This window comes from Micromonospora cathayae, assembly GCF_028993575.1.
In the GTDB taxonomy this organism is placed as follows: Bacteria; Actinomycetota; Actinomycetes; order Mycobacteriales; family Micromonosporaceae; genus Micromonospora; species Micromonospora cathayae.
In genome coordinates, this window is sequence record NZ_CP118615.1 from 2,584,471 (window position 1) to 2,604,578 (window position 20,108).

The following is a 20,108-nucleotide window of genomic DNA, read 5'->3' on the forward strand; positions in this document are numbered from 1 at the left end:
CGACGGAAGGAGTCCGATGACGATCCGGGACCGGGCCAAGGGTGTACTGCCCGAGGGGGTGCGGACGCGGGTGCGTGGTTCGCTGACCCGTTACGGCGAGTGGACCAGTGACCAGCGTCCGCTGCCGGACTTCCTGATCGCCGGCACCAAGCGTGGCGGCACCACCTCGCTCTGGCGGTACCTGCTGGAGCATCCGCTGGTGCCCCGGCTCTTTCCGGCCTGGAACACCAAGACCTCGCACTACTTCGAGGACACCTTCCACCGGGGCGAGGCGTGGTACCGGTCGCACTTCCCGACCCGACGGCAGCGGCGGGCGTTGGAGCGCCGGCACGGCGGGCCGACCCGGGTGGGGGAGGCCGCGCCGCTGTACATGTTCCATCCGCTCGCCCCGCAGCGGGTGGCCGACCTGATCCCCGAGGTGCGACTGATCTTCCTGCTCCGGGATCCGGTCGAGCGGGCGTACTCGCACTGGAAGGAGCGGCGGACCGAGGGGAAGGAGCCGTTGGACTTCGCCGAGGCGCTGGCCCGGGAGGAGGAGCGGACCGCGGGGGAGCGGGAGCGGCTGATCGCCGAACCGGGCTACGTCAGCGAGGCGTACGACTGGTACACCTACCGGGCCCGGGGCCGCTACCTGGAGCATCTGGAGCCGTGGTTGGCGCGGTTCGACCGGGAGCAGCTGCTGATCCTGCCCAGCGAGACGCTGTACCGGGAGCCGGCCGCCACGTACGCCCGGGTGCTGGAGTTCCTCGGCCTGCCGCCGTACCGGCTCGACCGGTACGAGGTGTTCAACGACCGGCGCAGCAGCGCGATGGACCCGGCGGTCCGGGACGAGCTGACCTACTACTTCGCGCCGCACAACGACGCCCTGGCGCAGCGGCTGGGGACGAGTTTCGACTGGTCGTCCCGGTGAGCGTGGGGGGAGCGTCCGGGGTCGGGGTCGGAACGGGGAGGTGCCGCGTCGGGCCGTTCGGCCGATGACAGCCTGCGGGTGGCCGCGCACGATCGTCGAATGGCAGTGCACTCGCTCCGGTTCCGGCTCGTCGACTCGCCCGACTCGTACGGTGCGAAGCGGCGGGCCAGGCGGGCCGCCTGGCTCTCCGAGACCTTCCCGGACCTGGCCGACATGTCGGTGCTGGATCTGGGCGGCCGGGTGAGCAGCTGGACGAAGGTGCCGGTGCGCCCGAAGCACGTCCACGTGGTGAACCTGGAACCGCTGCCGGAGGAGTTGCCGGACTGGCTGGAGGCGGACCACGCGGACGCCTGCGAGCTGCCGCCGGAGATCATGGCCCGCCGGTACGACCTGGTTTTCAGCAACAGCGTGATCGAGCACGTCGGCGGGTACGAGCGGCGTCGCCGGATGGCCGAGGCGATCCGGATGCTGGCTCCCCGGTACTGGGTGCAGACCCCGTACCGGTACTTCCCGGTGGAACCGCACTGGGTGGCTCCCGGGATGCAGTTCCTGCCGGTGCCGGCCCGGGTCGCGGTGGCCCGGAAGTGGCCGCTGGCGTACACCCCGGGCAAGTCGTACGAGGCGGCGATGAAGCAGGTGCTGACCACCGAGCTGATCGGTCGGGCGGAGATGCGGTACCTCTTCCCGGACGCCGTCGTCCGTTCGGAGCGGCTGCTCGGGCTGACAAAGTCGTTGATCGCGGTCCGGACCGGGTGAGGTTCCCCGCCGGCCCAGCGTGTCGTTAACTGCGAAAACGGACATTCCCGGCTAAAGTGGTCGGATGTTCCGGCGTCTGGTCGTCCTGCTCACCATGCTGCTGACCATGGTGGTGCCCGTGGTCCTGCCGTCGTCGGCGCGGTCCGCGCCGCCAGCCTCCGGCCGGTCGGCGTCGGTCGGCCCCGGGTCGCCCGTCTCCGGCCGGCCCGCGCCGGCGGTCCCGGGTCGGTCCGCACCGCCCGCCGCGGGGTCGCCCGCCGGGTCCGCGCCGGCCCTGGTGGACGACTTCGCGCTCGCCGCCGACCCGTCCCCGGTGCCGGTCACCGCCGGGTTCCCGGCCCGGTTCACCGTCACCAGCACGGTCACCTCGGGGTCGTCGCAGGCGGTCGCCCTGCGGGTCACCAACCTGCCCTACGGGGTGTCCGCCGTCTTCACCCCGGCCACCATCGTCTCGGGCGACCAGGCCCGGCTGACCGTGCACACCACCCTCTCCGCCCGCCCCGGCACCTTCGGCCTGGTCGTCGAGGGGGTGGGCGACGTGGTGACCCGTCGGGTCACGGTGACCCTGGTGGTGCGTACGCCCCCGACGGTCCGGGCCGCCTTCTACTACCCGTGGTTCCCGGAGGCGTGGCGGCAGCAGGGCCTCGACCCGTTCACCAACTACCGGCCCACCCGGGGCCTGTACAGCGTGGACGAGGCGACCGTCCGGCAGCAGGTGGCCGAGATGCGCGAAGGCTGGATCACCCTGGGCGTCGCCTCCTGGTTCGGCCGGGGCACCACCACCGACCGGCACTGGCCGGCGCTGATGGCCGGCGCGCGGGACACCGGTTTCGGCTGGGCCCCGTACTACGAGCCGGAGGGCACCTCCGACCCGACGGTCTCCCGGCTCGTCGACGACCTGCACTACCTGCGTACCACCTACGGCGGGGCGCGCTCCCCGCTGACCGTCCTGCCCGGCGGCGCGATGCTGGTCTTCGTCTACAACGCCAACGACCTGACCACCGCGGCCGGTTGCGACACGGTGAACCGGTGGAACGCCGCCCGGGACCGCCTGCTCGCCCAGTACGGCGAGGGCCTGCACGTGGTCCTCAAGGTCTTCCCCGGCTACCGGACCTGCGCGGGCACCGCCCGGATCGACGGCTGGCACCAGTACGGTCCGGCCAGCCCCGAGGCGGACTTCTCCGCCGCGCCCGGCGAGGGCGCGTACACCGTCTCGCCCGGCTTCTGGAAGGCCGGCCTGCCGTACGGACGGGCACCGTTCCTCTCCCGCAACCGGGACCGCTGGCGCTCCAGCGTGGCCCGGATGAACGCCTCGACGGCCCGCTGGCAGTTGGTGACCACCTGGAACGAGTGGGGCGAGGGCACCGCGATCGAGGCTTCCTCCGGCTGCCGGACCCCTACCCCGGCCGGGACGCTGTGCGACTGGAGCGGCGACGGAATCTCCGGGTACGTGGCCGACCTGCGGGCGGTACCTCCGGCCGGACTTGGCTGACGTTCCGGTCAAACAAGCGCCCTGCATTCCACTTTCGGGTTGTCCGGTAGTGGATTTTCCGGCCGGTGGTCGGGCTGGTTCTACGGCCCGGAAAGTCGAATGAGGTTCAGCTATGGAAATTCCATCGACGGTCTTTCGGTAACGTCGGCGGAATTGTTTCGGCGATTACCCGGAAGCTGATCTTCGCAGCGCTTGAGCTGCTCGGATAACCATATGAACGTGAACGTGCCGCGACGGAAAGCGGCGTCCTCGCTGTCGCGTTGTCGACTGTTTTCGTGGTGGACCGCTCGGGTTCACCCCTCCTACGCTTCCGCTATTCGAGCCGTTAACCGGGCGCATTGCCCTGTTCGGTGTCGACGGCGTTCTTTCCTGGCGGGTGGATCCCTGAATTGTCGTCGAATGCGGCGCGATTCAATCGTCAAGCGTCAACATTTAGGGGTTTGGATGACAAGAGCTGTCCTCGGACCGTCCCGGACACCCGTACCCCCGGTGGATACGGCGACCGGACCGCAGCAACTGGGCGGACCCGACAACGCCCGGCCGCCCCGGCTGAGCGTCGTCGTGCCCACCCGGAACGAGGCGGAGAACATCCCGCTGCTGATCAAACGGCTGGCCCCGCTGGTCGTCCCGCTCGGCGCGGAGATCCTCGTGGTCGACGACAGCGACGACGACACCCCGGACGCGCTGTCCCGGGCCGCCGTCGACGCCCCGCTGCCGGTCCGCCTGCTGCACCGTCCGGCGTCCGCGCGTACCGGCGGACTCAGCGGCGCGGTGCTGCTCGGCGCGGAACACGCCCGCGGCGAATGGATCATGGTGATGGACGCGGACCTCCAGCACCCGCCGGAGTCCGCCGCGATGCTCGCCACCGTCGCCATGCGGCACGACGTGGACGTGGTGATCGGCACCCGGTACGCCGGCAACGGCTCCCGGGAGGGACTGGACGGCGTGTTCCGCGAGGCCACCTCGTCCTGGGCCACCCGGCTGGTCAAGAGCATGTTCCCGCGCCGGCTCGCCACCGTCAGCGACCCGATGAGTGGACTGTTCGCCTTCCGCCGGTCCGCCGTCCGGCTGGACCGGATGAACCCGGTCGGCTTCAAGGTCCTGCTGGAGCTGCTGGTCCGCCACCCGGGGGCCCGGGTCGCCGAGGTCGCGTACGAGATGGCGACCCGGCACGCCGGCCGGTCCAAGGCGTCCCTGCGGGAGGGGGCGAACTTCCTGCGTCACCTGTCCCGGCTGCGTGGTCAGCGGCTGGTCGGCCAGATCCGCACCCGCCCCCGCACCCTGCGGGACCGGCTGCACGAACTGGGCCGGCTGGTGGCCTTCGGCCTGATCGGGCTCTCCGGCATGGTGGTGAACACCGCCGCGCTGTGGTTCTTCTACGAACCCGCCCAACTGCACCACCTGCTCGGCGCGGCGCTCGCCACCCAGCTCTCCACCACCTGGAACTTCCTGCTGGTCGACAACCTGATCTACCGCCGGCAGCGCCGCGCCGGCCTGGCCGCCCGGGCCAGCCGCTTCTTCCTGCTCAACAACGTCCTGCTGCTGCTGCGCCTGCCGGTGCTCCAGGTGCTGGTCTGGGCGGGCGTCGGGGTGCTGGCCGCCAACGCGGTCACCCTGGTCGCGCTCTTCCTGCTCCGCTTCGTGGTCAACGACCGGGTCATCTACACCGCCGACGACCGGGGCCGACGTGACCCGGTCCGGATGCTGGTCAGCGTGGACGGCACCGAGGCGCGGTCCGCCCCGTCCCGCCGCCGCTACCAGTACCTCAAGTACCGGTACGACATCGCCGGCGTGGTCACCATCGGCTCCCAGATCCGCCTGCCCGAACTGGAGTTCTTCCGTGCGCAGTGGGTGGCCGGTGCCGACGTGGACATCGCCGTCCGGGTCGCCGACGTGGGTGGCCGCGGCCCGCAGCGCCGCGCGGCGATGACCCAGTACGCCAGCCAGTCGGTGCTCCGGTACGAGGAGCAGCTGGGCCGGCTCGGCGCGAACTTCCGCATCCAGCTCGGACCACCGATCGACATCCAGGTCGGCCCGCTGCTGGCCCGGTCCCCGCACGTGGTCTACACCAACATCATCGAGGCGCTGCTGCGCTTCGTGATGGTGTCCCGGGGCCACATGCTGCTGCACTCGGCCTGCGTCACCCTCGACGGCGTCGGCGTGATGCTCTCCGCGCTGACCGACACCGGCAAGACCGCCACCGTGCTGCGGCTGCTGCGCGACCACGGCGGGCTGTTCCTCTCCGACGACATGACCATCGTCCGGCCGGACGGCGTCGCCTTCTGCTTCCCGAAGCCGCTGACCATCAGCGCGCACACGCTCCGCGCGGTGCAGGCCCAGGACCTCACCCCGCAGGAGTGGCGGCGGTTGCAGTTGCAGAGCCGGCTGCACTCCAAGGGCGGCCGGTCGCTGGCGTTGACGCTGGCCCGGTTCAACCTGCCGATCATGGGCATCAACGCGATCACCCAACTGGTGGTCCCGCCGCCGAAGTACAGCGTGGACCGGCTCGTGCCGTGCCGGATGGGCACCAGCACCCGGGTCGAGGAACTGTTCGTGATCGAGCGTGGCGCGCCCGGCATCGGCGACCTGGACCACGCCGAGACGGTGAACCGGATGATCGACAACACCGACGACGCGTACGGCTTCCCGCCGTTCCGGTACCTCGCCCCGTCGATCACCATCGCCGGGCAGGGGTACGCCCAGCTCCGCGAACGGGAGCGGGAGATCCTGGCCGGCTTCCTGTCGAACGTCCGCAGCCGGGTGATCTCCTCCGACTGCTTCGGCTGGGCCGACGACATCCCCCGGCTGCTCCGCGCCGAGCGGGGCGAGGCGCCCACCAGCGCCGTCGTGCCGTCGCCGGTGTGGCCGCACTGGGACGCCCACCTGGCGAGCGCCGGGGGCGCGGTGTGAGCGTCACCGGTACCCCCTCCGCCACGCCCCCCGGGCAGCGCGGCGAAACCCTGCCGCTGCCGGCGCCCGGCCGCGACGACACCCCGGCACCGGCCCGGCCGGAACCGGAGGCCACCCGCCGTCGCTGGGCGGCGCTCGGCATCCTGGCCGCGATCGCCGCGCTGGCCACCTTCGTCCGCGCGTGGCAGCTCGACGCCCTCGGCTTCAACAGCGACGAGGCGGTGTACGCCGGCCAGGCCGCGTCCCTGGCCGGCAACCCCCGGTACGCCGAACTGTTCCCGGTGTTCCGCGCCCACCCGATGCTCTTCCAGGCCATCCTGTCGCCGTTCTTCCGGACCGGCGAGGTGGACCTGGCCGGCCGGGCGGTGGTGGTGGCCTTCGGGGTCGCCACCGTGCTCGCGGTCTACCCCCTGGGCGTACGCCTCTACGGCCGGCGGGTCGGGCTGGTCGCCGCGCTGCTGCTGGCCGTCATGCCGTACCACGTGCTGGTCACCCGGCAGGTGCTGCTGGACGGGCCGATGGTGTTCTTCGCGACGCTGACCCTGTACTGCCTGGTCCGGTTCGTGCAGCAGCAGCGGCTCGGCTGGTACCTCGCCACCGCGGCGATGCTCGGCCTGACCATGCTGACCAAGGAGACCAGCGTCATCCTGGCCGGCAGCGTGTACGCGTTCCTGGCGCTCACCCCGATGGTGCGCCGGCCGGTCCGGATCACCCTGGTGGCCCTGCCGGTGCTGGCGGCGGTCTTCGCGGTCCACCCGGTCTCGCAGGCCCTCGCCGGGCGCAGCAGCACCGGGCGGAACTACCTGGTCTGGCAGCTGTTCCGCCGACCCAACCACCCGATGGGGTTCTACCTGGAGAACGTGCCCACCGCGGTCGGGCTGCTGGTGCTGGTGGTGGCGCTCGCCGGCCTGCTCTGGGCGCGGCGGCGCGCCTCCTGGCGGGAGACGCTGCTGCTGTGCTGGATCGCCGTACCGGTGGTGTTCTTCCAGCTCTGGCCGGTGAAGGGCTTCCAGTACCTGCTGCCGGCCGCCGTACCGCTGGTGGTGCTGGCCGCCCGGGGCCTGGTCACCCTGCCGGTGCCCGGCCGGTTCCCGGCGCTGGCCCGGCGGACCCCGCAGCTGCGGCTGGCCGCCGTCGCGGTGGTCGCGGCCAGCCTGCTCTGGCCCTGCTGGGACGCGGTCAACCACGCCGGCCGGGCCACCTTCCTGGCCGGTTCCGGCGGGGTGCCCGGCGGCCGGGAGGCCGGCCGTTGGCTGGCCGGGAACACCCCGGAGGGCTCGGTGATCATGACCGTCGGCCCGTCCATGGCGAACATCGTCCGCTACTACGGCAGCCGGCAGAGCTACGGACTCTCGGTGAGCCCGAACCCGCTGCACCGCAACCCGTCCTACACGCCGCTGCTCAACCCGGACGCCTCACTGCGCGCCAACGACCTGCACTACGTCGTCTGGGACTCGTTCTCCGCGCGGCGCTCGGAGTACTTCTCCGAGAAGCTGCTGACCCTGGTCCGCCGATACCACGGCCGGGTGGTGCACACCGAGTACCTCGACGGCCCCGACCGGACCCCCGTGATCATCATCTACGAGGTGCGACCGTGACATCCTTCACCGCCCCTGCCGGCAGGGGCCGCCCCGCAACCGGCCGCCGTCCGCTCGGTGCCGCCCTGGCCCTGCTGCTCGCCACCGCCGCGCCGATCGCCGCGATCCCGGCCGCCCCCGCCCAGGCCGCCCCCGCGCCGATCGTCGCCGCTGGCCCGGCTGCTGCCGCTGGCCCGGCCGCTGCGGCTGAGCGGGCGCCGGTCGCGCACCCGCCGGCCGTCGCCCCGGGCGGGCAACCGGCGACCAGTACGCCGATCAAGCACTTCGTCTATCTGATGCAGGAGAACCACACCTTCGACAACTACTTCGGTACCCGGCCCGGGGTGGACGGCATCCCCGCCGACGTCTGCATGCCGCTCAAGCGGGGCCAGCGCGAGCCCTGCGAGAAACCGTTCCACATCGGCGACCGGGGGGCCATCGACCTGGACCACTCGGCCGAGGCGTTCCGCACCCAGTACAACGGCGGGAAGATGGACGGCTTCGTCGAGGGGGTGAGCAAGCAGGGCAAGGACGGCCGGATGGCGATGGCCTACTACGACGACCGGGACATGCCCTACTACTGGAACGTCGCCGACGAGTACGTCATCTTCGACCGCTTCTTCAGCTCGTCGAACTCCGGCAGCATCCGCAACCACATGTACCGGGTCACCGGCGGACCCGGCCTGCCCGGCGCGGAGATGATCCCGTCGACCGGCTGGGGCGACATCCCCACCATCTTCGACCGGCTGGAGGCCGCCGGGATCAGCTGGAAGTTCTACGTGCAGAACTACGACCCGACGATCACCTTCCGGACCCGTACCGCCGAGGAGGAGATCGACCGGGGCGCGCAGGTGATCTGGGTGCCGCTGCTGGCGTACGCGCGCTACATCGACGACCCGAAACTGTTCAGCAGGATCGTCGACCTGGACGAGTACTACGAGGACGCCGCCAAGGGGGAACTGCCGGCGGTGGCGTTCGTCGCCCCGGCCGGCAACAGCGAACACCCACCGGGCAACATCCGGGCCGGGCAGACCCTGGTCCGGTCGCTGCTCACCCAGCTCATGCGGTCACCGCTGTGGGACTCCTCGGCGTTCTTCTGGTCGTACGACGACTGGGGCGGCTGGTACGACCACGTCACCCCGCCCCAGGTCGACCGGTACGGCTACGGCTTCCGGGTGCCCGCCCTGCTGGTCAGCCCGTACGCCCGCCGCGGGTACGTCGACTCCACCACCCTCGACTTCGCCTCGGTGCTCAAGTTCATCCAGGCCAACTGGGGGCTGAAACCGCTCGCCGACCGGGACCGCAAGGCGGCCAACTTCCTCGGCGCGTTCGACTTCACCTCGCCACCCCGGCCCGGCCACCTGCTCAACACCGAACGGAACCCGGTGCCGGTGAGCCGACCGGAACCGGAACCGGTCTACGCCTCGTACGCCATGGCGGTGGCCCTGGTCGGCGCGCTGGTCGCCGGCGCGGCGCTGCGGGGACGGAGGTCGCGGTGAGCACGCCGATCCACCGGCTGCTGGTGCTGCCGCTGCTCGTGGCGGCCGGTCTGGTCGCGTTGACGCCCGGGGGGGCCGCCGCCGACGGCGCGCGGTCCACCCGGCCCGGCGTACTGCGCATGCAGACCGTGCCGCCGCTGCCCGGCGTGCAGGTGCGGGTCGACGGCAACGTCGCCCGCTCCGACGCGCACGGCCGGATCGCCGTCCGGGTCCGCAACTTCCTCGACCTGGAGAGCCGGCTCGTGATCCCCGAGGTGCTGGTCAGCCCGGACCGGCGGGCGATCTTCGACCGCTTCCGGGGCAGCCCGGACGCCGGGGTGAAACGGGTCGTCGAGATCGGCCTGCGGACCGTCCGGAAGGTCTCCTGGAGCTTCGTGGAACGGTTCGGCGCCCCGGTGCCCGCCGACCGGATCACCGAACTGCGGCTGCGCAGCAGCACCGGCGAGATCCACCACATCAGCGGGGCGGAGCTGACCCAGCCGCGCTGGGTCGCCGAGAGCCGCACCCAGCAGGGCCCGCGTGGGCTCGCCTCGAAGCAGCTGTACTTCGTGGTGGACAGCGTGGTCGTGGACGGTACCTCGGTGGTGAACCGGGCCGCGCAACGGTTCGTGCCGTGGGAGCAGCAGGCGTGGACGATCCAACTGCTGTTCTTCAAGGTGTCCTTCACCGCCACCGACATGATCTTCAGTCGGCAGGCCGGGGACGGCGTGCTGCTGACCCGGGCGGACGGTCGGGTCGAGCGGCTCCGGTTCGCCGACGACGGCACGGTGCTGGTCCCCGACCTGCCCCGGGGCACGTACGAGGTGAAGCCGCTCGGTGGCGGGGTCTCCTTCGCCCGGCCGGTCAGCATCAGCCGGGACCAGCAGGTCATGCTCAGCGTGATCAGCCCGCTCGACCTGGGTCTGGTGATCCTCGGCCTGCTGGCCGTGGCGGTCGGCCTGATCGTGGCCGGTCGGCCCCACCTGGCCCGGTCGCTGGTCCGACCCGCCCGGATGCTGCTCCGCCCCGGCCGGTCGCTGGTCCGCCCCGGCCCTGCCGCCCGGTTCCGGCGGCTGCCCGTACCCCGGCTCGGGCGTCGGCCCGACGACCCGCCGGGCCGACCCACGACGCCGGACCAGACGGTGCCGGTACCGGAGCAGGTAGTCGCGGTGCCGGAGCAGGTGGTACCGGACCAGGCCGTCGCCGCGCCGGAGCAGGCGGCCCCGTCGGTGCGCCCCGCCGCTGCGTCCGGCGCGGAGCCGGCGACGGAGCCGCCGTCCGAACCGGAACCGGACGTACCGGCCCGGACGACCGGCGGACGGCACAGCGCGGCGGTGGCGGTCGTGGCGCTGCTGGCCGTGCTGGCTCCGGTACCGGCCGCCCACCGGCCGGCACACGCCGCCGTCGCCCCGCCCGCCAGCCAGTCCAACGCGACCGAGTCCGACGCGGCCCCGTTCAAGGCGGGTCGGTCCGTCGTCGGGCGGGCCGGTGCGCCGGGTGCGGTGCCGGTGCTCGCCTACTACTACATCTGGTTCAATCCGTCCTCCTGGAACCGGGCGAAGACCGACTACCCGCGGCTCGGCCGGTACTCCAGCGACGACACCGAGATCATGCGCCGGCACGTCCGGATGGCGAAGGCCGCCGGTATCGACGGTTTCCTGGTCTCCTGGAAGCAGACACCCCAGCTCGACGCGCGTCTCGCCAGCCTGGTCGACATCAGCCGGCAGGAGGACTTCAAGCTGGGCATCGTCTACCAGGGGCTCGACTTCGCCCGTAACCCGCTGCCGTTCGGGACGGTCCGCGCCGACCTGGCCCACTTCGCCGACCGGTACGCCACCGAGCCGGTCTTCGACATCTTCGACAAGCCGGTGGTGGTGTGGACGGGCAGTGAGAAGTTCACCGCCGAGCAGATCGACGCGACCGTCGGGGAGGCCCGCCGCCGGCTGCTCGTCCTCGGCAACGCCAAGAACGTCGACACGGTGGCCGCCACCCAGGACGTGCTGGACGGACAGGCGTACTACTGGTCGTCCGCCGATCCGCTGAAGGAGAAGGCCGACCGGAAGCTGGCCGCCATGTCGGAGGCGGTGAAGCGTACCGACGGACTGTGGATCGCCCCGGTCGCGCCGGGCTTCGACGCCCGGATGATCGGCGGTCGGCGGGACGTGGACCGGCGCGACGGCGACACCTTCCGGTCCTCGTTCGCCGCCGCCCAGGGCTCCGCACCCGACGCGCTCGGCGTGATCAGTTGGAACGAGTTCAGCGAGAACACCCACATCGAGCCGAGTGAACAGTACGGCGAGAGGTACCTCGACGTCCTCGCCGACCTGCTCGGCCGCACCGTGGACCACGACGTGCTGATGGAGAGCCACGCCACGTCCGACGCCGAGCCCTGGGGGCTGCCGGCGTGGGCGGCGCTGCTCGCCACCGCCGCCGCGGCTGCGGTGCTGCCACTGTGGCTGGTGTACCGCCGCCGCCGGGCCCGGTCCGCGGTCACCCCACCGACCCAGCGGGGGACCGCCCCGCAGGTGGATCCCATGGACCTCTGACGCCCCGCCCCGGCGTCGTCGACGACGCCGGGGGCGGGGCCGCCGGGGGCGGGCGAGGAGGAGAGAAGATGACACGGACAACGCGCGGTCGGCTCGTCCGGCCGGTGGTGGTGCTGGGCCTGGTGGTGGCGGCGCACTCCGTGCTCGCCGCCCCGGCGACCGCCGCGACGACACGGTCCCCGGCCGCGACGACACGGTCCCCGACGGTGGCCGCGACGACCCCAGTCCCGGCGGCGGCCGCCGCCCTGACCACGACCCGCGGCCCGGCGGCCGACGGTCCGACCACCCTGGCGGCGCTGTACCCGGTCGCCGACGCGTGGGTGGACAGCATCAACCCCACGGCCAACCACGGCACCGGCTCCTACCTGAAGGCGGACGGCCTGCCCGTCGCGGTGGCGTACCTCCGCTTCACCGTCCAGGGGGCCGGGACCGACCCCTCCGGCGTGCTCCGCCTCCACCTGGAGACGGCCAGCAGCACCGGCGTCGAGGTCCGGGCCGTCGACGACACCACGTGGGAGGAGAACACGCTGACCTACCACAACGCGCCGCCGACCGGGGCGGTGGTGGGCAGCAGCGGCCCGGTCGAGGCCGGCACCTGGGTCTCGGTGGACGTGTCGTCGCTGATCACCGGCAACGGCCCGGTCACCTTCGCGCTGACCACCGGCAACGACACCGGCATCCGGATCACCAGCCGGGAGGGGACGCAGAAGCCGGAACTGCTCGTACCGGCCCCGCCCAATCCGTCGCCGTACCTGGTCACCCGGACCGGGTCGACCACCTACCAGGCGGTCTCCCAGGTCACCGGGTTCACCTACACCGGACGGCTGAAGACGGTGGTGGAGAGCGCGGTCACCGAGCTCGACGGTCGGGGCGGCGGCACAATCCAGTTCGACTCCGGCACCTTCGACCTCGGTACCGACTACTTCAAGCTCGTCGAGATCGACGACGTCACCTTCGTCGGGGCGGGCATGGACCTGACGTTCATCCGTAACTCCAGCAGCGCCAGCGCCGACACCGAACCGTTCAACACCAAGGGCGCGGTGCGGATGGTCGTCCGGGACCTCACCGTCTCGGCCGGCGGCCCGGCCCGGTCCACCAGCGACGCGCTGGACTTCGACGACGGGATCGACGTGCTGGTGGAACGGGTCCGGGTGAACGCCGCCCGGGGCCGGGGCATCGTGTTCGACGGCAAGAACCAGGGCTGGAGTTCCACCGGCAACACCGTGCGGAACTGCGTCGTCACCGGTACGTTCAGCGACGGCATCGAGCTTCTCTCGGCCAGTCGGAACACCGTCAGCGGTTGCCAGATCAACCACGTCGGCGGGCACGGCATCCAGGTGAACCGTTCCTCCAGCGGTGCCGACCAGCCGAACAAGACCTCCGACCGGAACCTGGTGACCGGCAACGTCGTCGACCACGCCGGTCAGGACGGCGTCAACGTCGACGGCGGGGAGGCCAACCAGATCATGAACAACCGGATCACCAACAGCTCCGACACCTCGACCGGCCGGGACGGCATCCGGATCACCACGCCCACCGGGGTGCCCTGTCTGGACAACGTCGTCGCCGGCAACGTCGCCACCGACGACCAGGTGATCAAGACCCAGCGGTACGGCCTGTACGTCGCCTCCAGTGAATGCCGGACCACCGTGGTCGGGCCGGGCAACGACTTCGCCGGCAACCGCTCCGGCACGATCCGCGACGCCGGCACCGGCACCATCTACCACTGACCGGCCCTACCGCCGGCCGAATTCGGGCCGGGTCCCACCCCGGGGCCCGGCCCGGAGGCACGCTCCGACCGGGGGCGGTCGCGCCGGCCGGCGCGACCGCCCCCGGTCACGGGCTGACAGACCGCCTTGCCTGGTGGCTAGCGGCCGTCCGCCTTGCGTGGCTAGTGACCGTCGACCAGGATCTGGTCGATCTCGGCCAGCTCCTCCGCCGACAGCGGCGGCCGGGTCGCCGCCGCCAGGTTCGCCTCCAACTGACCGACGCTGCTCGCCCCGATGATCAGGCTGGTCATCCGGGGGTCGCGCAGCGCCCAGCCGAGCGCCAGCTGGGCCAGCGACCGGCCGCCGCGCCCGGCGACGTCGTGCAGCGCCCGGACCGTCGTCATCGTCGAGGCGTCCAGGGCGCTCTCCGAGAGGAAGTTGCTGGTTCGGATCCGGGAGTCCGCCGGTACGCCGTGCAGGTAACGGTCGGTGAGCAGCCCCTGGGCCAACGGGCTGAAGGCGACGCAGCCGGCCCCGACCCGCTCCAGGGTGTCGAGCAGGCCGTCGGTCTCCGTCCACCGGTTGAACATCGAGTACGACGGCTGGTTCACCAGCAGCGGCGTACCCAGGTCACGGAGGATCTCAGCCGCCCGCGTGGTCTGCGCCGAGTCGTAGTTGGACACCCCCACGTAGCGGGCCCGGCCGGAGCGGACGACCGCGTCGAGCGCGCCCATCGTCTCCTCCAGCGGGGTGTCCGGGTCGAAGCGGTGCGAGTAGAAGATGTCGACGTGGTCCACGCCCAGCCGGCGCAGGGACTGGTCCAGCGAGGAGATCAGGTACTTGCGGGAGCCCCACTCGCCGTACGGGCCGGGCCACATCCGGTACCCCGCCTTGGTGGAGATCACCAGCTCGTCGCGGTACGGCGCGAGGTCGGTGGCGAGCAGCCGACCGAAGTTCTCCTCCGCCGAGCCGGGCGGGGGGCCGTAGTTGTTCGCCAGGTCGAAGTGGGTGACGCCGAGGTCGAAGGCGCGCCGGACGATGTCCCGCTGCCGCTCCCACGGCCGGTCGTGGCCGAAGTTGTGCCAGAGCCCGAGCGAGACGGCGGGCAGCAGCAGGCCGCTGCGTCCACACCGCCGGTAACTCGTCGCCGCGTACCGGTCCTCCGCCGCCACATACTCCATGCCCCGACCCTAACCCCGTCGCGAGCTGGCCGATCGTCCGGCCGCCGCCGCTCCGTGTTCCCGGATGCCGCCGGCCGGGCCGCCGGTGGGCGGGTAGCGTCGGATCATGCGCTACGTCTCCCTGGACACCCCCAAGCCCATCTCCCGGATCGGTCTCGGCACCTGGCAGTTCGGCTCGAAGGAGTGGGGCTACGGTCCGGAGTACGAGCAGCGGGCCGCCCAGATCGTCCGGCGGGCGCTCGACCTCGGCGTGACCCTCTTCGACACCGCCGAGCTGTACGGCTTCGGCCGCAGCGAGCGGATCCTCGGCGCCGCGCTCGGCGACGACCGGGCGAAGGTCGTGCTGGCCACCAAGATCCTCCCGGTGCTGCCGATCGCGCCGGTGGTGCAGCAGCGGGCGGTCGCCTCGGCGGGCCGGCTGGGCGTCAGCCACATCGACCTGTACCAGGTGCACCAGCCGAACCCGGTGGTCGGCGACCACACCACCATGCGCGGCATGCGGGTGTTGCAGGACGTCGGCCTGGTCGGCGAGGTCGGGGTGAGCAACTACAGCCTCCGCCGCTGGCAGTTCGCCGAGGTGGCGCTCGGCCGGCGGGTGCTCAGCAACCAGGTCCGGTACAGCCTCGTCGACCGTGGGCCGGAGAACGACCTGCTGCCGTACGCCGAGCGGACCGGCCGGATCGTCATGGCGTACAGCCCGCTCGCCCAGGGTTTCCTCTCCGGCCGGTACGACGCCGGCAACCCGCCGTCCGGGGCGGTCCGCCGGGCCAACCCGTACTTCCTGCCGGAGAACCTGACCCGGGGCGCCGCCCTGATCGGCACGCTCCGCGAGGTGGCCGCCGCGCACGACGCCACGCCCAGCCAGATCGCGCTGGCCTACCTGCTGCGCCATCCGAACGTGGTGGCCATCCCGGGGGCCTCCAGCGTCGAGCAGATGGAACGCAACGCCGCCGCGGCCGAGATCGACCTGACGGACACCGAGTACGACGCCCTGCTCGCCGCCGCCCGCGGGTTCCAGCCGGTCACCGGCCTGGCCGCGGTGCCCCGTCTGCTCCGTCGGGGGTGACGGCGGGTCCGGCGGTCGGATCGGCGCACGAATTGTGCTGCGGATACCGTCCCGACGTGAGCTAGCTTTGGTCGGGTGACTGCGCCTTCCCAGGTACCTCCGGTCCCACCGGCCGACCTGCCCGGCACGCTCGGCGAGCTGCGCGCGACCGGACACCGATACCGCACGGTCAAGCAGGAGCTCCGCGACAACCTCCTGGCCCGGATGCGGGCCGGTCAGGACCGTTTCCCCGGCATCGTCGGGTACGACGACACGGTGCTGCCCGAGGTCGAGCGGGCCCTGCTCGCCGGACACGACATGGTCCTGCTCGGCGAACGCGGTCAGGGCAAGACCCGCCTGATCCGGACCCTGGCGACGCTGCTGGACGAGTGGACGCCGGTGATCCCCGGCTCGGTGCTCAACGAGCACCCGATGCACCCGCTCACCCCGTCCTCCCGGGCGGCGGTGGCCGAAGCCGGTGACGCCCTGCCGGTCGGCTGGCTGCACCGCTCGATGCGGTACGGCGAGAAGCTCGCCACCCCGGACACCAGCGTCGGGGACCTGGTCGGCGACGTGGACCCGATCCGGATCGCCGAGGGGCGCACGCTCGGCGACCCGGAGACGATCCACTTCGGGTTGGTGCCGCGTACCAACCGGGGCATCTTCGCCGTCAACGAGCTGCCCGACCTGGCCGAACGGATCCAGGTGGCGCTGCTCAACGTGCTGGAGGAACGCGACATCCAGGTCCGGGGGTACCAGCTTCGCCTGCCGCTGGACCTGCTCCTCGTCGCCAGCGCCAACCCGGAGGACTACACCAACCGGGGCCGGATCATCACCCCGCTGAAGGACCGCTTCGGCGCGGAGATCCGTACCCACTACCCGCTCGACCTCGACCTGGAGCTGGCGCTGATCCGGCAGGAGGCGCAGCTCGTCGCCGAGGTGCCGGAGCACGTGCTGGAGGTGCTGGCCCGGTTCGCCCGGCTGGTCCGGGAGGCCCCGGAGGTCGACCAGCGGTCGGGTGTCTCGGCCCGGTTCGCGGTCGCCGCCGCCGAGACGGTGGCCGCCGGGGCGCTGCGCCGGGCCGGTCTGCTCGCCGCCGAGACGCCCTCCCTGGCGGCGGTGGCGCGGGTCGGCGACGCGGTGCCGGTGGTCAGCACGCTGCGCGGCAAGGTGGAGTTCGAGAGCGGCCAGGAGGACCAGGAAGCCGAGATCCTCGCGCACCTGCTGCGTACCGCCGTCAACGAGACCTTCCGGTCCCGGCTGGGCGGGCTCGACCTGTCCGGGTTCACCGCGCTGGTCGCCGAGGGCGGGGTGGTCGAGACGGGCGAGCTGGTCAGCGCGGCCGACCTGCTCCGCCAGGTGGGCACGGTGCCGGGGTTGGCGAAGGTGCTGGACCGGCTCGGGATGGGCGACGCGCCCACCCCGGACGAGGCCGCCGCCGGCATCGAGTTCGTGCTGGAGGGTCTGCACCTGGGCCGCCGGCTGGGCAAGGACGTCACCGACGACGGCCGCGCCCGCTACCGGGGCCGGAGCTGACCCCGGCACGCTGGGAGGACCGCCCGCTGCCACGGTGGCCGGGCGGGGAGCGAGGGAAGGCGGGTGCGGGGCATGGCCGGCAACCGGTTCCGGTACGGGCAGTGGCGGGGCGGTCCCGACCCGCTGGCACCCCCCTACGACGTACGGGCGGCGGTCGACCAGGTCGGCGCGGAGGTGCTGGACGGCGGGAGCCTGCGGGCCGCGCTGCGGAACCTGCTGCGGCACGGTCCGCAGGGCCGGCGCGGGCTGGACGACCTGGTCGCGCGGGCCCGGCGGCTGCGGCGGGACGCGCTGCGCCGGGGTGACCTGGACGGGGCGGTGACCCGGGCACAGGCCCTGCTCGACCAGGCGCTGGCCGCCGAGCGGGACGAGCTGCGCGGCCGGGACGGCGACGACGCCCGGTTCGCCGAGGCGATGCTGGACAACCTGCCCCGGTCCACCGCCCGCGCCGTGCACGAGCTGGCCGGGTACGACTGGGCCAGCGACGCGGCCCGGCAGACGTACCAGCGGATCCTCGACGGGCTCCGGGGTGACGTGCTGGAGCAGCGGTTCGCCGGGCTGCGGGACGCGGCGCGGGCCGCCGCCGACCCGGAGGTGCAGCGCCAGCTCGTCGAGATGATGCGCGACCTGAACGACCTGCTGGCCCGGCACGCCCGCGCGGAGGACACCACCGACGCGTTCGCCGAGTTCATGCGCCGGCACGGCGAGTTCTTCCCGGAGCAGCCCCGGGACGTCGACGAGCTGGTGGACGTGCTGGCCCGCCGGTCGGCGGCCGGGGAGCGGCTGCTGCGGTCGCTGTCGGACCGGCAGCGCGAGGAGCTGGCCGGGCTGATGCGGCAGTCCCTCGGTGACCGGCTCACCGGTGAGCTGTCCGCGCTCGACGCCAACCTGCGTACCCTGCGGCCGGACCTGAACTGGGCCCGGGGCGAGCGGGTCCGGGGCGGGCAGCCGCTGGGGTACGGCGAGGCGTCCGAGGCGCTCGGCGAGATCGCCGACCTGGACGACCTGCTGGACCAGTTGGGCCAGGAACACCCGGGCGCGACCCTGGACGACGTGGATGTGGACGCGGTGGCCCGGACCCTCGGGCGGGACGCCGCCGACGACGTCCGCAACCTTCAGGAGCTGGAGCGGGAGCTGCGCCGGCAGGGCTGGGTGAGCCGGGGCGCGGACGGTCTGACGCTCAGCCCGAAGGCGTTGCGCCGGCTCGCCGGCACCGCGCTGCGGCAGGTCTTCGCCGACCTGACCGCCGGGCCGCGCGGCCAGCACGACCTGCGGTCCGCCGGGGCCGCCGGTGAGGTGAGCGGGGCGTCCCGCCCCTGGGAGTACGGCGACGAGCAGCCCCTAGACGCGGTGCGTACCCTCACCCGGGCGGTGCGCCGGGCCGGGCCGACCGTGCCGTTGCGGCTCACCGCCGACGACTTCGAGGTGCTGGAGACCGAACGGCGGGCCTCGGCGGCGGTGGCGCTCTGCGTCGACCTGTCCTTCTCGATGATCTCGGAGGGGCGGTGGGGGCCGATGAAGCAGACCGCCCTGGCGCTGTCCCACCTGATGGCGACCCGGTTCCCGCAGGACGCCCTCCAGATCATCGGCTTCGGTCGGGCGGCGCTGCCGCTGACCCAGCAGGAGCTGGCGGCGGTCGAGCCGGATCTGGTCCAGGGCACCAACCTCCAGCACGCGCTGAAGCTGGCCGGACGGCACCTGCGCCGGCATCCGGGTGCGGAGCCGGTGGTGCTGGTGGTGACCGACGGCGAGCCGACCGCGCACCTGGACCCGGAGGACGGTCAGCCGGTTTTCCACTGGCCGTCGCTGCCGCAGACGATCGCGTTGACCATCCGGGAGGTGGACCGGCTGACCCGGTACGGGGCGGCCCTGAACATCTTCATGCTCGGCGAGGACGAGGGGCTGTGCCGGTTCATGGAGGGGGTGGCCCGCCGGTCGCGGGGGCGGCTGTTCACCCCGGACCCGGAGGATCTCGGCGAGTTCGTGGTCTCCGACTACCTGCGTACCCGGCAGGGCCGCCGCCGGGCCGCCTGACCGGCCCGCCCTGACCGGCCCGGGGCCGGGGTGCCCGCCGTCGGTCTCCCCGATCGGGGAAACCGGCCGGCGGGCCCGGTGGGCCGCCCTACGCTGGGCGGGTGGAGACCGCCGCGCTGCGCCGGACGTACGACGTCCTGCTCGCCGAGGTCGCGGCGGGCGGGTTCGGCCCACCTCCGGCCGGCGCGCTCGACGCCGGGCAGATCGTCGCCCACCTGGCCGCCAACGACGAGCTGATGAGCGAGGCGACCGAGGCGGTGCTGGCCGGTTCGGAGTTCGCCTACTACGACCTGGTGGACATCCACCGGCCGCAGTTGGACGCGCTGACTGCCCGGCACGGTGGGCTGGCCGGGCTGATCCGGCTGTTCCGGGAGACCAGCCAGCGGTTGTGCGGGTTGACCGAGCAGCTCGGCCCGGCGGCGGGCACGCTCGTCGAGACCCACCTGCGGGAGGGTGCCGAGCTGACCGTGGCCGAGGCGCTGCCCTGGGGGCGCGTCCTCGACCTGCACGGCCGGGTGCACCTGCCCCTGCACCTGGCGCAACTGCGTGCCCTGCGCCCGACCGGCTGACCGGCGGGCTCACCTGCTGACCAGCCGGCCGGCGGGCTGACCGGCCGACCGGCGGGTGGGGTGTCAGTCGACGACCGTGACGTCCTTCCAGAAGGCCACCCGGTCGCGCACCATCTCGGCCTTTGCCATCGGCTCCGGGTAGTACCAGACCGCGTCGGCGCTGGTCCGGCCGTCGTGCTCCAGGCTGTAGTACGAGGCGCTGCCCTTCCAGGGGCAGAAGGTGTGGGTGGACGACTCGCGCAGCACGTCGTCGCGGAGCGCGGACCGGGGGAAGTAGTGGTTGCCCTCGACCACCACCGTGTCGTCGCTCTCGGCGATCACCAGGTCGTTCCAAACGGCTTTCGGCATGTCGTCCAGGCTAGCCG

Annotated in this window: 14 protein-coding genes; 12 read left to right on the forward strand and 2 right to left on the reverse strand. The window is 72.6% G+C overall.

The window, feature by feature from the left end; translation table 11 throughout:
- Positions 1 to 16 precede the first annotated feature (16 nt).
- From PVK37_RS11885 to PVK37_RS11920, 8 genes are all read left to right on the forward strand, one after another.
- Complete coding sequence (locus PVK37_RS11885) at positions 17 to 910, forward strand: sulfotransferase domain-containing protein (RefSeq protein ID WP_275033929.1); 894 nt, start codon at positions 17 to 19, stop codon at positions 908 to 910.
- Positions 911 to 1,009: 99 nt separating this feature from the next.
- Positions 1,010 to 1,666, forward strand: a complete 657-nt coding sequence (locus PVK37_RS11890; protein WP_275033930.1) for a class I SAM-dependent methyltransferase — start codon at positions 1,010 to 1,012, stop codon at positions 1,664 to 1,666.
- A 64-nt stretch (positions 1,667 to 1,730) separates the two neighbouring features.
- Positions 1,731 to 3,158, forward strand: coding sequence for a hypothetical protein (locus PVK37_RS11895; protein ID WP_275033931.1), 1,428 nt, complete (start codon positions 1,731 to 1,733; stop codon positions 3,156 to 3,158).
- A 489-nt stretch (positions 3,159 to 3,647) separates the two neighbouring features.
- Complete coding sequence (locus PVK37_RS11900; protein WP_275033932.1) at positions 3,648 to 6,068, forward strand: glycosyltransferase; 2,421 nt, start codon at positions 3,648 to 3,650, stop codon at positions 6,066 to 6,068.
- On the forward strand, positions 6,065 to 7,666 hold the full coding sequence (locus PVK37_RS11905) for an ArnT family glycosyltransferase (protein ID WP_275033933.1): 1,602 nt from the start codon (positions 6,065 to 6,067) through the stop codon (positions 7,664 to 7,666). Before PVK37_RS11900 ends, PVK37_RS11905 begins: the two co-directional genes overlap by 4 nt.
- A complete protein-coding gene (locus PVK37_RS11910; protein WP_275033934.1) occupies positions 7,663 to 9,144 on the forward strand; it encodes an alkaline phosphatase family protein in 1,482 nt (493 codons plus the stop codon). Before PVK37_RS11905 ends, PVK37_RS11910 begins: the two co-directional genes overlap by 4 nt.
- The gene (locus tag PVK37_RS11915; RefSeq protein WP_275033935.1) at positions 9,141 to 11,669 is read left to right on the forward strand and encodes an endo-1,3-alpha-glucanase family glycosylhydrolase; all 2,529 of its coding nucleotides are present in this window, start codon (positions 9,141 to 9,143) and stop codon (positions 11,667 to 11,669) included. The genes PVK37_RS11910 and PVK37_RS11915 overlap by 4 nt, the downstream gene beginning before the upstream one ends.
- A 68-nt stretch (positions 11,670 to 11,737) precedes the next feature.
- A complete protein-coding gene (locus tag PVK37_RS11920) occupies positions 11,738 to 13,399 on the forward strand; it encodes a CBM96 family carbohydrate-binding protein (RefSeq protein ID WP_275033936.1) in 1,662 nt (553 codons plus the stop codon).
- Positions 13,400 to 13,560: 161 nt separating this feature from the next.
- On the opposite strand, the gene mgrA is transcribed toward PVK37_RS11920, so the two are convergent.
- The gene (gene mgrA / locus PVK37_RS11925) at positions 13,561 to 14,559 is read right to left on the reverse strand and encodes an L-glyceraldehyde 3-phosphate reductase (protein ID WP_275033937.1); all 999 of its coding nucleotides are present in this window, start codon (positions 14,557 to 14,559) and stop codon (positions 13,561 to 13,563) included.
- A gap of 106 nt (positions 14,560 to 14,665) precedes the next feature.
- Between mgrA and PVK37_RS11930 the strand changes: the two genes are divergently transcribed.
- The 4 genes from PVK37_RS11930 to PVK37_RS11945 all read left to right on the forward strand — a co-directional run bounded on the left by PVK37_RS11930 (position 14,666) and on the right by PVK37_RS11945 (position 19,743).
- Complete coding sequence (locus PVK37_RS11930; RefSeq protein ID WP_275033938.1) at positions 14,666 to 15,625, forward strand: aldo/keto reductase; 960 nt, start codon at positions 14,666 to 14,668, stop codon at positions 15,623 to 15,625.
- 75 nt (positions 15,626 to 15,700) lie between these two features.
- Positions 15,701 to 17,140, forward strand: coding sequence for a sigma 54-interacting transcriptional regulator (locus PVK37_RS11935; protein WP_275033939.1), 1,440 nt, complete (start codon positions 15,701 to 15,703; stop codon positions 17,138 to 17,140).
- A gap of 72 nt (positions 17,141 to 17,212) precedes the next feature.
- Positions 17,213 to 19,174 carry a vWA domain-containing protein gene (locus tag PVK37_RS11940; protein WP_275033940.1) on the forward strand — a complete coding sequence of 654 codons (1,962 nt, stop codon included), beginning with the start codon at positions 17,213 to 17,215 and terminating at the stop codon, positions 19,172 to 19,174.
- A 101-nt stretch (positions 19,175 to 19,275) separates the two neighbouring features.
- Positions 19,276 to 19,743, forward strand: coding sequence for a hypothetical protein (locus tag PVK37_RS11945; protein WP_275033941.1), 468 nt, complete (start codon positions 19,276 to 19,278; stop codon positions 19,741 to 19,743).
- 63 nt (positions 19,744 to 19,806) lie between these two features.
- On the opposite strand, the gene PVK37_RS11950 is transcribed toward PVK37_RS11945, so the two are convergent.
- Positions 19,807 to 20,091, reverse strand: coding sequence for a DUF427 domain-containing protein (locus tag PVK37_RS11950; RefSeq protein ID WP_275033942.1), 285 nt, complete (start codon positions 20,089 to 20,091; stop codon positions 19,807 to 19,809).
- Positions 20,092 to 20,108: the final 17 nt, after the last annotated feature.